Here is a 13,558-nt window from a genome sequence, read left to right on the forward strand (position 1 = left end):
TCATGCGCTAATCTAACATCGCCTTGTGAGTTTGGCCGACCGCGGTCAAGCCGCCGATATCAAGGAGAAGCGCGATGAAAGTAGCGTTGAACGGTATACAGATTCACGTCAAGGATCAGGGCAACGGCACGCTGCCGGTCGTTTTCCTACATTACTGGGGTGGCTCGTCGCGCACATGGGATGACGTGATCGCTGCGCTTCCGGTGGAGTACAGGACCGTTGCGCCTGATCTCCGGGGCTGGGGCGACTCGGACGCGCCTGCCGCGGGCTACGCGCTCGCTGACTTCGCCGATGACGCGCAGCACGTGATTGCCGCATTGAAGTTGGACCGGTTCGTCCTGGTCGGTCATTCGATGGGCGGCAAGATTGCGCAGTTGCTCGCGTCGCGGCGACCGCGGGGACTTGCGGGACTCGTGCTGGTTGCGCCGTCCCCTCCCGGGCCGCTGGCGCTGCCGGCTGAGGTGCGGGCAGCAATGGAAGGGGCCTACGTCACGCGGGAGTCTGTCGGCATGTCGATAGACCAGATGCTGACCGCCAAGCCGTTGAGCCCGAAGCACCGTGAGCAGGTGATTGAAGACAGCCTGCGTGGCGCGCCTCAGGCGAAGCTGGCGTGGCCTCGATCCACCAGCCAGGAAGACATTTCGTCCGAAGTCGCTGCGATCGATGTACCGACCATTGTCATTGCCGGCGAGCTTGACCGTATCGACGGTACCGCGATCCTCGAAGCGGAGTTGCTCACTCGCGTGACTCATGCGGTCATGCGTGTGCTGCCCGGTACCGGCCACTTGTCCCCGCTGGAGTCGCCGGTGGCCATTGCGGGAATCATCCGCGAATTTGTCGATGGCATCGAGCGCGTCGGTCGCGATGCCATCACGGTCTGATCGAAACAATCCTGCCGTTTGCCTGCTGCAACATAGCGATGCTACTGTTCGACTGGCGCCATTTGAGCGCATCCATCCCGTGTACGGTCGTGCTCTTTCCAAAGGAACGCCATCATGCGATACACCCTGTTCGAGCAACGTAAAGACGAATTGATTCTGATCGCGCGCGTACTGCTCATGATCCTCTTCGTGATCTTCGGCTGGAGCAAGTTGACGGGGTTCTCGGGCACGGTCGGTTACATGGCCACGGAAGGCGCACCGTTCCCCACGCTCTCCGCCATCATTGCGGTTGTCATGGAGTTTTTTGTCGGCATTGCAATTCTGATCGGCTTCTACGTCCGGCCTCTGGCGCTTCTCTTCGCGTTGTACACGCTGGGCACGGCGCTCATTGGACACCACTTCTGGACGATGACCGGCGACGCGCATATGGCCAACATGATCAACTTCTACAAGAACATCAGCATCATGGGCGGCCTGCTGCTGTTGTGCGTGACCGGGGCAGGGAAGTATTCGATCGATCGAAGGTAGGCGCAGCCCAAGTGCATCAATCACCGCGTATTCTCGGGACAGGGCAGGGCGGATATCATAGTGCTCTTCAACGGGCTGGTTAAGCGCCTATAGACATCCCCCGCCCGGCTTAACGCCCGGTCCGAATACCAGTATGTGCATTCAGCGACGTCAAGCATGAACTCCACTCCCGATGTTCCCTCACGCCCGCCCATGCGCACCCTCACGCCGCTCGAGGCGCGTGTGTTGGCCGTCCTCGTCGAAAAGCAACACACGGTGCCCGATGCTTATCCGCTGTCGGTCAATGCACTGACATCCGGTTGCAACCAGAAGACCGCCCGCTCCCCGGTGATGAACGTCACCGACGCCGATGTCCTCACGACCGTGGACGACCTGAAGCGCCTGAGCCTGGTTTTTGAAGGCAGCAGCAGCCGCGTGCCGCGCTTCGAGCACAACATGAACCGCGTGCTGGGCATCCCGAGCCAGGCCGCCGCGCTGCTCACTACATTGATGCTGCGCGGGCCTCAGACTGCGGCGGAGCTACGCTTGAATGCCGCGCGGCTGCATGGCTTCGCCGATATCTCGTCGGTCGAGGCCTTCCTCGATGAACTCGCCGCGAACGAGCCGCCGCGCGTCGTGAAACTGCCGCGCACGCCGGGCGAGCGCGAAAGCCGCTGGGCGCATTTGTTATGCGGCGAAGTGAGCGTGAGTGTGAGCGAAGCCTCGGCTGGCGGTTCTGTCGACGACTCCGTTTCATATACTGAGTTCGAGATTCTCAAAGCCGACCACAAGCGGCTCGGCGAGGAGCTGGTCCGGCTGCGGACAATGGTCGAGCAGATGGCGGCCGAACTGGGTATCACGCTTGATAACACAGGCGGTCAGTCTTAAGTATCACGCGCTGCCCGTTGTCACTCCACCCCGCCGCCCAGCACCTTATACAAGGTCACGAGATTGGACTGCTGCGACAGCGTGTCGGACGCCCACTGCTGCTGCGCGGTATAGAGCGTTCGCTGAGCATCGAGGAACGTGAGGAAGCTGTCCGTGCCCGCCTTGTACCTCGCCTGTGCAATCGTGTAATAGCTCTGCGCAGACGTTACGTAATCATGATCCGCGGTCACTTGATCTATGTATGTTGCCCGCGCCGTGAGCGCATTCGATACCTCCTTGAACGCCGTCTGAATCGCGCTTTCATAGTCGGCAATCTCGATGTTCTTTTCGATCTTCGCAACGTCCAGCGACGCTTTGTTGCTGCCGTAATCGAAGATCGGCAGGGAGACGGTCGGCGCGAACGCCCATGCGCCCGTTCCCGCCTTGAACAAACCGGATAGCGTCGAACTCGACGACCCCGCGGTCGCCGTCAGTTCTATCTTCGGGAAGAACGCCGCACGCGCGGCGCCCACATTCGCATTCGCGGCTTTCAACGCATGTTCCGCCTCCACGATATCCGGCCGCCGCGTGAGCAAGGTCGAAGGCAGGCCCGCATCGATCTCGGCGAACATCGACGTGTCGGTAGCCTGGTCGAACGCGGGCGCGGCCGGGAGGTCGTCCGGGATCGGCGCGCCGAGCACCGCGACCAGGTTGTTGCGGTCCTGAGCCACGGCTCGCCTGTAGGACGCGAGGCTTGCCTGCGCGCTGGCAAGCGTGTTCTGTGCCTGCCGCACATCGAGCAGCGAGGAGTTACCCAGCTCCTGTATGCGCTTCGTGACGTCGTAGGTGGCCTGGTCAGCCGCCACCGTGTCCTGCGTGATTTTCAGCAACCGCTCGTCCGAAAGCAAGGTCAGGTAGTCGGTCGCCACCGTCGCGATCAGGCTGATCTGCGTGCTTTGACGCGATGCCTCGGTCGAGAGATAGTTCTCGAGCGCTTGCCGCTTGAGACTGCGCAGACGCCCGAAGAAGTCGATCTCCCACGATGTAGTGCCAATGTTGAGATCGTTCGATACGCTGGTTACGCCCAACGCGCGTTCGCGTGTCACGCCGCCACTCGCGGATATCGACGGCGCCAGCGCTGCACGCGTGATGCGATATTGCGCCTCGTATTCCGCCACGTTCAGCGCCGCGACGCGCAGGTCGCGGTTGTTGTCGAGGGCGATCTGGATCAGCTTTTGCAGACGCGCATCGCGAAAGAAGCTGCGCCATTGGGTATCGACGGCTAGCGCTTTTGACGTATCCGCGGTTGTCTTCTGCGCGGCCGTCGTGCTTTCGTAACCGTCACCCTGTGGAAAGGCCGCGGCCACCGGTGCCGCGGGCCGCTCGTAATGCGGGTCGAGCGTGCACCCGGTGAGTGTTGTGATTGCCAGCGACAGCAGGCAAGCACCCAGTTTGAGTCTCATCATTGCTCACCTTCGTTATGCGTGGTGTGGCCGTGCTCGCCGAACAAACGCCGCACGACGACGAAGAACACCGGTACAAAAAAGATCGCGAGGATGGTGGCGGCGATCATGCCGCCCATCACGCCGGTGCCGATCGCGTGACGGCTCGCCGATCCCGCACCCGTGCTGATCACAAGCGGCAGCACGCCGAATATGAACGCGAGCGAGGTCATCAGGATTGGACGCAAGCGCAGGCGCGCCGCTTCAAGCGTGGCGTCGATCAAACCGCGTCCTTGCGCTTGAAGATCCTTCGCGAATTCGACAATCAGGATCGCGTTCTTCGTCGACAGACCGATGGTCGCCAGCAGACCCACCTTGAAGTAGATATCGTCAGGAAGGCCGCGAAGATGCGCACCGAGTACCGCGCCCAGCACGCCCAGGGGAACGACGAGAATCACCGCGATCGGAATGGACCAGCTTTCGTACAGACCCGCGAGACACAGGAACACAACGATCAGCGAGATCGCATACAGATAGATCGCTTGCGAACCCGCGAGGCGTTCCTGATAGGACTGCCCGGTCCAGTCGATGCCGAAGCCTGCGGGCAGTTTCTTGACGAGTGCTTCGACCGCGTCCATCGCTTGACCAGTGCTTGCATTCGCGCCGGTTTGCGCGGTGATTTCCATCGCGAGCGTGCGGTTGAAACGCTCGATCTGCGGTGGCCCGAAAGTCCACTTGCCGGTGGCGAATGACGAGAAAGGCACCATCTGGCCGTCGTAGTTCGTGGTACTCGACGAACTGCTCGCACTAGCCTTCACGTACCAGCGTCCGATGTCCGAAGGCATCATCCGGTAGGGCGCATCGGCTTGCACATACACCTTCTGAATGCGGCCCGTATCGACGTAATTGTTCACGTAGGTCGAGCCGAACGCCGTCCCCAGCGTGTCGTTCACATCGGCGATGGAGAGTCCCGACGCGCTGGCCTTTTCGCGATCGATATCGACGTGGAACTGTGGGGTATCGTCGAGACCGCCGGGACGCATGCCCGAGAGCATGCTGCTGTTCGCGGCCAGCGCCATCAATTCGCGGCGGGCAGACATCAACTTGTCGTGGCCTTGTCCCGCACGATCTTCGAGTTCGAAGTCGAGACCGCTCTGCGTGCCGAGTTCCTGGATGGCCGGCGGGTTGAGCGCGAAGATCTGCGCGTCGCGTGCGGCAGTGGCGAAATGCATGTTGGCGTGCAGGATGATCGACGACGCCTGTCCATCCTTGCCGCGGCGTGTGCTCCAGTCCTTGAGCTTGACGAACGCGAGCGCATTGTTCTGGCCTGAGCCGTTGAAGCTGAATCCCGTCAGCGTGATGATCTTGTCCACCTGCGGCAAGCCGAGATAGTAGGCCTCGACCTGCTTCACGGTATCGAGCGTTTTCGCGGAGGGCGTGCCGACCGGCGTCGAGATCGACGTAATGATGATGCCCTGGTCCTCTTCGGGAAGATAAGACGATGGCAGCTTCGTAAAGAGCAGCACGACCACGCCCGCGATCAGCGCATAGATCACGAGATAACGCACCGGCTTGCCGACCACGCGCGATACGCCCGTGGAGTAGCGGTCGGTGCCACGCGCAAGCACACGGTTGAACCAGCCGAGCACGCCGCGCTTCTCGTGATGGTCCATGTCCGAACGCTTGAGCAGCGTTGCGCATAACGCGGGAGTGAGTGTCAACGCGAGGAACACAGAGAGCAGCATGGCCGCCACGATCGTGATCGAGAACTGCCGGTAGATCGCGCCGGTGGAACCGGAGAAGAAGGCCATCGGAATGAACACGGCGATCAGCACGGTCGTGATGCCGACAAGTGCACCGGTGATCTGCTTCATCGCTTTTCGTGTCGCCTCCAGAGGCGACAGTTTTTCCTCCGCGATCAAGCGCTCGACGTTCTCCACGACCACGATCGCGTCGTCAACCAACAAGCCGATCGCAAGCACGAGCCCAAACATGGAAAGCACGTTGATGGAGAAGCCCACCGCAGACATCACCGCGAACGTACCGAGCAGCGCTACCGGCACCACGATGGTCGGGATCAACGTGGCGCGCAGGTTCTGCAGGAACACATACATCACGACGAACACCAGCATCACAGCTTCAATCAGCGTCTTCACCACCTCTTCAATCGAGATGCGCACGAACGGCGTGGTGTCGTACGGATAGTCGACCACTACGCTACGTGGTAACTGCGGGGTCAACTGTTCCAGCTTCGCACGCACCGCCTTCGCGACGCTCATTGCGTTCGCGCCGCTTGCGAGCTTCACCGCAAGCGACGCGGCGGGCTTGCCGTTGAGCCGCGAGTCCGTGCTGTAGTCATCGCCGCCGACCTCCACGCGTGCCACATCGCTCAACAACACCTTCGAGCCGTCTGTGTTCACGCGCAGCAGGATAGAGCCGAACTCCGCGGGCGTGGTGAGGAGGCTCGACGCGGAGATCGTGGCGTTGATGGCCTGCGTTTTCGTCGATGGAGAACCACCGATCTGCCCGACCGATAGCTGCACGTTCTGGTTGGTGACCGCGGTGGTGACGTCGCTTGCCGTCAGACCTACCGCCTGCAGCTTGACCGGGTCGAGCCACACGCGCATGGCGTGCTGCGCGCCGAATAGCGTCACGTCGCCCACGCCATCGATCTGCGTCAGCGGGTCTTCGATCTGTGTGGCGATGACGTTGCCGAGATCGATGGAACTCATGCTGCCGTCGGAAGACGACAGCGAGACGATCATCAGGAACGCGTTGGCCGCCTTGGCGACTTGCACGCCCTGATTCTGTACCGTTTGCGGCAACGACGAGCTTGCCTGCTCAACCTTGTTCTGCACCTGCACCTGCGCGATGTCCGCGTTGGTGCCTTGCTGAAAGGTCAGCGTGATGGTCGCCGATCCCGCGTTATTGCTGGTGGAGGACATGTAGAGCAGGTTGTCGATACCACTCAGCTTCTGCTCGATGACCTGCGTGACCGTGGTCGCCACGGTTTCGGCGGAAGCGCCGGGATAGGTCGCCGTGATCTGCACGGACACCGGCGCGACGCTCGGATATTGTTCGACGGGTAGCGTGCGGATGGACGCCGCCCCGACCATCATGATGACGATGGCGATGACCCACGCGAGAATCGGTCGGTTGATGAAAAAGCCTGCCATGAGGTTCTCGCTTTAACTGCGGGTTGCCGATGCTGCCGTAGCGGGCGCATCGGAATTTGAATCGGAAGGGGAGGGGCTTTCGACCGCTTTGACGAGCGCGCCGGTGCGCGCTTTCTGCGATCCCGACACGATCACGCGGTCGCCGGCCTTCAGGCCGCTCGTGATGACCCAGTCCGCGCCGTTGGCGCTGTTGGCGGTCACGGTGGTTTGCGCGACCTTGCTGTCGGCGCCAACGGTGAGCACGCTGGCCGAACCGTCCGATGCGCGCGATACCGCCAGTTGCGGCACGGTGATCGCTTGCTGGTTCACACCTTCTTCGAGCCGCGCGCGCACGAACATCCCCGGCAGCAGCGCACCTTCCGGATTGGGGAACACGCTGCGCAGCGTGACCGAACCGGTGGTGGCATCGACCGTGATATCCGAGAACAGCAACTTGCCGGCATGCGGATAATCACTGCCGTCTTCCATCGCGAGGTGCACGACCGCGCCGTCGCTATCCGTCTGCTGCAACTGGCCGCTCGCGAATTCCTTTTGCAGCCGCAACCAGTCGACCGATGAACGGGTGACGTCGAGGTACATCTCGCCGGTTGCTTGAACGGTGGCGAGCGCCGTGGTCTGCACGGCCGTGACAAGCGCACCCTCGGTCACGCTCGACTTACCGATACGCCCGGCGATCGGCGCCACGATCTTCGTGTAACCCAGGTTGATCGCGGCGGTTTTCAATGCCGCGCGATCAGCGACCACGTCGGCCTTCGCTTCCTGCAGCGACGAGATGGCGTCGTCATAGTCCTGCTTGCTCACGCCGTCTATCTTCGACAAATCCGCATAACGGGTCGCTTTGGTTTGCGCGGCGTCGGCCGTGGCTTGTGCCTTCACGAGCGTCCCGACGGCCTGGTCATAACTCGCCTGATAGCTGGCCGGATCGATCTGGTAGAGCACGGCGCCTGCGGCGACCATCGAGCCTTCGGTGAAGAGCCGTTTCATGACAATGCCTTGCACCTGCGGCCTGACGTCGGCCACGCGTACGGCAGACAGGCGGCCGGACAGATCGGTGCTGGCGACGATCGGGTGCAGGGAGATGGTTTCGACGCCCACTTCGGGCACGCCCTGCGGCGGACGTGGTGAACCGCCATCGCCGCAAGCGGCTAGCGAAAACGCGGCCGCCGAGGCAGCAACGGCGAAAAGTGCACGGGCGCGTATCGATCGGGCTGCCCGGATTTTTAATACGGATACCTGATTGATTATTCTGGACATGCGATGAGCATCCTTCGATCAAGGTTCGACAAAGGGCCGCCGGGCAGACATCGATGCGCAGGTTTTTCGAAAAACGCGAGGGAAAGCGAAGGAGGCTCGGAGAAAACCGCGCAACGCCATGCCAGCGGCAAGGGATGACACGAGCTTAACGAGCCCTGCCTTACGCTGGCTTAGTGACTGATTACGCGATGTAACGTTACCGCGGAGTGCGCGGCAACGTCGTCAGGCGCGAACACGCAAGGGGAAGTCGAGCACGACGGCGAGGCCGCCGCCATCTGCGTTATGCATGGACAAGTCGCCGCCGTAACGACGCGTGAGACGCCGCACGATTGTCAATCCCAGGCCGCAATGTGCATCGCCGCCGCGAGCGGGATCGATCCGCACGAAGGGCCTGAGCGCACGCGCAAAATGAGCTTCGGGCATGCCCTTGCCATGATCGCGCACGCTCAGACGGTCACACCCGTTGTGGCGCGACGTCGCAATGTGAAGCGGCGGCGCGCCGTAGTTGAACGCATTTTCGACGAGATTCGACAGTATCCGGTCCAGTTCTACGGCAGGCAGGCGGAAGTCATCGCCCGCCTGCAAGTCGAGTACGAAGAGCGGGTCTCGTGCGAGCACATCGTGGCCATCGACATCCGCTTCAGCTTCCGCGTAATGCGAACGGCAGAACGCATCGACTGAAATCCACGGGGCATTTGCATCTGTTTCGCTATCGCGAGCGAAGTCGAGGAACTGCGTGACGATCTGCGCAAGCGATTCAGTGTCGTGGAAAAAACCGTTGCGGGCGTTCGCGTCTTGCACAAGGTTCGCGCGGACCTGAATGCGCGTGATCGGTGCGCGCAGGTCGTGCGCGACGCCGGCCAGCATGACCGCCCGTTCCTGCTCGGCATCGCTCAGTTCACGGGCCATTTCGTTGAAGTCGCCAATCAGCCCTTTGACTTCCGATGGGCCGTTGGCCAGGACCATGGGTGGACGATGCCCCAACCTGAACTCGCGAGCAGCGCGTGCGAGCCTCAATACGGGTTTCTGTATTTGCCATGCGCCGAGCAGTGCGATAGCAATGGCGAGGAACAGCATGAGCGCACTCGCGCTCACCAAGCGGCTCACCGGAGGCAAGATGGCCGGGATCACAAGCCATCGCGACGATGGGCCATAACGCACCCACATGAGGTCCCCGGTGTGGTCGAACACCACGCGGCTTTGCGGCGGCAGGTCCGCTCGCAGGACGGTCTCGAAGGGACCATGTGTATCGGCGCAAGGAGGCGGACAACCGAGCGGTACTGACTGCGGCCCGGCGTCGGCAAAACGAAGGCCGAGCGCGGCGGCGAGCCGCTCGCTCGAGCCGTCGGCAGCACTCGCTGCCGGATCCAGCACCAGCCGTACCAGCCGGCTGACGTGATCCGCTTCGATGATGCCGCGCTCGCGATCCACGATCACCATCCACGTCAGTTGCATCATGACGAGCAGGCCCACGGACAGCAGCGCGAGCCGGCCGAAGATCGTGTTGAGGGGGCGCAGCAGCTTATGCATCTCGTTCGGCATCGGGTGCATCGCCAGAGTCTCGCGGCGGCACGAACATATAGCCGATACCGCGCATGGTCTGGATGATGCGCGGCTGCGAGGGATCGTCTTCAATCAGTTGGCGCAGGCGCCAGATCGGGACGTCGATACCGCGCTCCGTCACGTCCGCGTGCGTGCCGTACCAGAGGGTGAGCAGCCGCGAACGCGATAGTGTTTCCATCGGGTGGCGCACGAGCACGTTGAGCAGGCGCAACTCGCTGTTGGTGAGGCGCTGCGGCTCGCCGTCGCGCGTGAGCGTGCGGCTGTCAAAGTCGAGTTCGAAGCGCCCGAAACGCACCGGTTCGGAGCGTTGACTGGTCGGACTCGGGGATCGGCTCACGCCCTGGCGGCGTAGCACCGCGTTGATGCGCGCAAGTAGTTCGCGCGGCATGAAGGGCTTGCCGAGGTAGTCGTCCGCGCCCATTTCGAGCCCTACAACGCGGTCGATGTCGTCCGCACGCGCCGTCAGCATAATGACAGGGGTATCGTCATTATCCGCACGCAGCCGGGTGAGGGCCGTCAGGCCGTCGATACCGGGCATCATCAGGTCGAGCACGATGATCGAGGGGCGCTCGCGCATCACCACTTGATTCAGGTCACGTGCGTCTTCACGGAACGTGACTGAGACGCCGCGTTCATCGAAAAAAGCTTGCAGCAAGTCGCGCAGTGCGGCGTCGTCGTCGACTAAAAGGATTCGGGTTTCGCTGTTGGACATGGCTTGAGCCAGGATGAGCCCTTGAAGAGCTTTGTAAGCTGCAATCGAAGCGACTATAAACGATGCCCGCCAGGGCCGTGTTACGGCGTCTTAGTGATTCTTTCAGCGCTTTCTCGTAAGTAGTACAGGCAAGCCGTTGCTCGACAGGTGGAGTCCGACGTTGAAAGCCGCCACCGTTAAAGGTGTCTTCGCTTGCGGCGATGCCACCGTAGGTGCCAATGGCGCTCCTGTTACCGTGGGCGATGGCTATATCGCGGACGCAGCCACGCATCGGTCCCTGACCTTCGGATATGCGGCTAACGAACGCGGAAACGGCATGCCCCTGCCCTTCAGTCACCGTCGATGAGACGCACCGCCAGTTCCGGGCTGAACGCGCCGGCCGGCGACGTGGGAGCGACTCCGCAGGGTCCGTCGGAACTTCCCGGGACCTTGATCCATACCGGCAGCATGGTGCCCGAGGGGCCGCTTGTGCGTGCACCGATCATCCTGCCGGGCGGATTGCACCACTGACCATCCGAACCCTTGCCGTTACGGCTTGTATCGACAACGAATGGTTTGCTATAGCCGAATTGCGCTGCCAACGCGGCGTTCACCGAGTTTGCATAAGCCGCCGATTCCTCGGTCGTATAGAAATTGGATACGTTCAATGCGAAGCCTTTCGCCTCGCTCAAACCCGCAGCGTTGAGGCGAGCCGCCATGGCAGCTGCGGGAATCCAATGTGCGTTTCCACCGTCGAGATAGACGTCCGCGACCGGTGCGTTGAGATGAAATCGCGAGACCGCATAACGCAGCAAGTCGAGTCGCTCGTCGCGCTCGCCATCAGTCTTGAAGCAATCCAGTTGAGCGGTCGAATCCGGCTCGACGATGACAATCGCACGACGATTGCCCAGGCCGCGCGAGAACGAATCTATCCAGACCTGATAAGCCGAGGCATCGCCCACGCCGCCCGCCGATGCCCCTCCGCAGTCGCGATGAGGGATGTTGTAGGCGACCAGGATGGGTTCGCGGTGGGCAGCATGCGCCTTGTCGACGAAGCGCTTGACCGCCTTGTGCACGTCTCCGCTCCAGTTGCCGAACCAGCGCGCTGTGGGTACGTTTGCAATCGACTCTGCAATGCGTTGTGCGCGCGGGTCCGCTTGATGCGCTCGCACCCACACTGCGGGACTAGAGTCGGGATCGACATAAAACCCTGCGTCCGCACGCGCTTGCGTAACACCCAGAAAAGCCAGCACAGCGATAACTAGAGAGTGTTTGATGAGCATGTTCAGGTCACTTCCGTGAGAAGGCTTAGCCGTGCATTTCTTCGTTTGCGGCGATCAACGCAATTTCGCTAGCGGAATTTAATACGTGGCCGCGCGGAGCCTGTCTAAAAGATCGCGTAGAAACACCCGGTTCAAAATCGTTCAATCATGCCGAGTTGCACACCGCGTACCGGTGCGCCCGGGTAGGCGACCGGCAATCCCGTCACGTTGACGCCGCGAAGGGTGAACGTAGCGTTGCCGCGATTCTCCAGATCGGCGGCGGTGAAATACAGCAGCAGGGAACGCGACAGCGTGTATTCGAACGCGACGCTGAACTGGTCTGCGTTGTTGCCCTCGCCGCTGCGATCGCGTGCATGCGCATAGCCCAGCGACGCGCGCGCCAGCGGCGTGATGGTCCAAGAGGCTGACAGCGAAATGCCGTCGTCGTGATAGCGTGGACTGCCGCCGTCGCCGTTGAACAGCGCGACGTAGGTGCGCACGGGACCGAACAGATAGGATGCGCCCGCTAGATTCGCACGCAACCCGGCGTCGCCGTGTGTTTGCTGCCGTGCATATGACAAGTTCAAGGCATTCAGGGTGTAATTGGCGGTCACGTAATACCCGCCGATACCGTTGCCGTCGCCCGGGTCGCGCAGCGCTGCCATGCCGGTGACGTCGAAGCCGCCTATCGAAGGAGAGATCCACGTCAACGCGTTATCCGTATAAGGTGTGATCTTCGACAAGTTGTTCAGCCCCGATCCAATGGTGCCTGCGCCAAAGGCATCGAGTCCGCCCTTGAACGGGATGTAGAGCGGCGAATATTGCCGGCCGAAGCGGGTTTCGCCCCACGGTGCGTCGAGGCCGACCCATGCCTGCCGGTTGAACAGGGTGCCGGCCGTGTCGAGGGTGCCGTTCGCAGAGCCAAAGCCGTTCTCCAGGTCGAAGATGATGCTCGTGTCATTGCCCAAGGGCTCGCTCCCGCGCAAGCCAAAGCGAGAGCCGCGATACGCGCCGGAATCCATTCTCGTCGTCCAGCCGTTGCCTGGATTTGTTACTTCGATGCTGGTGTCGAGTGTGCCGTATAGCGTGACTGAGCCTTGCGCACGGACTGTGCCTGCGGTCGCAAGGAGCGGCAGCGCGCAGAACAGCGCGTGTTTGCAAGTGCGGCGGCAGAAGAGCGTCGCATGGTGCCGGGCAAGAGAATTCATCGCGGTCGAATCAGGCTCTTGGCAATAGAATTCCGCGACTTTAACAAGTTGGACCACAGTTGCAACGAAATTCGAACAACGCCACCTTGCGTGGTGCGGGTTCGAAGAGTCATTAAGACACTAGGTTAAAGGGCCCACCGTTATGGCCCGGTTGTTTTCACCGGTCTTGCCGGAGCATATTGCGACCGGCGCTCAGCGACCAAGGTCTTATGTGGCACCAAAGGGCTCCGCCTAAGGGGCGCTTTGACCAAACGTTGTCTTAGCATGTCGTACGCCCAATAAAAACAGAACGTGTACGGAAGAAAAACAAGCAGTAGCCCAAGATCCATTAGCAGGGCTTCAACAAATGTCATCTGCAGCCACCACGCCGACAAGGGAACCGCGATCAGGACCAGACCCGTTTCGAAACCGAGGGCATGAATAACGCGCTTCCACTTCTGCACCTTGTTTGACGCATGGGAAATAAGGATACCGAAGAAAGAGTTGAACGCGAATCCCCACACCATGGCGGTGACGGAAATTGCAATCGTAAGGACCGTGGTCTCGCCCAGAGGTTTATCGACGACCCATGATAGGACAGGAGAAAAAATGCCAATGGCAAGTCCTTCGAAGAGAACTACCTGGAATATGCGTTCGTACAAGCTGCGTTGCGTGGTCATGCCGACCTCACCTTTGAATAGACAGTTGTTATTTTCAGGGGTCGCCCT

Annotated in this window: 11 protein-coding genes; 3 read left to right on the forward strand and 8 right to left on the reverse strand. The window is 61.3% G+C overall.

Annotated elements, in window-relative coordinates; genetic code table 11:
• Window positions 1-74: 74 nt before the first annotated feature.
• The 3 genes from FH08_RS0111205 (at window position 75) to FH08_RS0111220 (ending at window position 2,276) form a co-directional block, all read left to right on the forward strand.
• The gene (locus FH08_RS0111205; RefSeq protein ID WP_035565944.1) at window positions 75-881 is read left to right on the forward strand and encodes an alpha/beta fold hydrolase; all 807 of its coding nucleotides are present in this window, start codon (window positions 75-77) and stop codon (window positions 879-881) included.
• Between the two features lie 114 nt (window positions 882-995).
• Window positions 996-1,409, forward strand: coding sequence for a DoxX family protein (locus FH08_RS0111215; RefSeq protein ID WP_031358406.1), 414 nt, complete (start codon window positions 996-998; stop codon window positions 1,407-1,409).
• A 156-nt stretch (window positions 1,410-1,565) separates the two neighbouring features.
• Entirely contained in the window at window positions 1,566-2,276 is a 711-nt protein-coding gene (locus tag FH08_RS0111220) for a YceH family protein (RefSeq protein WP_031358407.1), read from the forward strand.
• A 20-nt stretch (window positions 2,277-2,296) separates the two neighbouring features.
• On the opposite strand, the gene FH08_RS0111225 is transcribed toward FH08_RS0111220, so the two are convergent.
• From FH08_RS0111225 to FH08_RS0111260, 8 genes are all read right to left on the reverse strand, one after another.
• Window positions 2,297-3,721 carry an efflux transporter outer membrane subunit gene (locus tag FH08_RS0111225; RefSeq protein WP_419177993.1) on the reverse strand — a complete coding sequence of 475 codons (1,425 nt, stop codon included), beginning with the start codon at window positions 3,719-3,721 and terminating at the stop codon, window positions 2,297-2,299.
• The gene (locus FH08_RS0111230) at window positions 3,718-6,873 is read right to left on the reverse strand and encodes an efflux RND transporter permease subunit (RefSeq protein WP_031358409.1); all 3,156 of its coding nucleotides are present in this window, start codon (window positions 6,871-6,873) and stop codon (window positions 3,718-3,720) included. Before FH08_RS0111230 ends, FH08_RS0111225 begins: the two co-directional genes overlap by 4 nt.
• A gap of 12 nt (window positions 6,874-6,885) precedes the next feature.
• Entirely contained in the window at window positions 6,886-8,127 is a 1,242-nt protein-coding gene (locus FH08_RS0111235) for an efflux RND transporter periplasmic adaptor subunit (protein WP_051888139.1), read from the reverse strand.
• Between the two features lie 222 nt (window positions 8,128-8,349).
• Window positions 8,350-9,669, reverse strand: a complete 1,320-nt coding sequence (locus FH08_RS0111240) for an ATP-binding protein (RefSeq protein ID WP_326928951.1) — start codon at window positions 9,667-9,669, stop codon at window positions 8,350-8,352.
• Window positions 9,650-10,402, reverse strand: coding sequence for a response regulator (locus FH08_RS0111245; protein WP_031358412.1), 753 nt, complete (start codon window positions 10,400-10,402; stop codon window positions 9,650-9,652). The genes FH08_RS0111240 and FH08_RS0111245 overlap by 20 nt, the downstream gene beginning before the upstream one ends.
• A 329-nt stretch (window positions 10,403-10,731) precedes the next feature.
• Window positions 10,732-11,664 (reverse strand): glycoside hydrolase family 6 protein, encoded by a 933-nt coding sequence (locus tag FH08_RS0111250; protein ID WP_051888141.1) that lies wholly within the window; start codon window positions 11,662-11,664, stop codon window positions 10,732-10,734.
• Window positions 11,665-11,795: 131 nt separating this feature from the next.
• Entirely contained in the window at window positions 11,796-12,851 is a 1,056-nt protein-coding gene (locus FH08_RS0111255; RefSeq protein ID WP_081889437.1) for a porin, read from the reverse strand.
• Between the two features lie 140 nt (window positions 12,852-12,991).
• Window positions 12,992-13,510 carry a PACE efflux transporter gene (locus FH08_RS0111260; protein WP_051888145.1) on the reverse strand — a complete coding sequence of 173 codons (519 nt, stop codon included), beginning with the start codon at window positions 13,508-13,510 and terminating at the stop codon, window positions 12,992-12,994.
• Window positions 13,511-13,558: the final 48 nt, after the last annotated feature.

Source organism: Caballeronia sordidicola, from assembly GCF_000729995.1.
GTDB classification, from domain to species: Bacteria; Pseudomonadota; Gammaproteobacteria; order Burkholderiales; family Burkholderiaceae; genus Caballeronia; species Caballeronia sordidicola_A.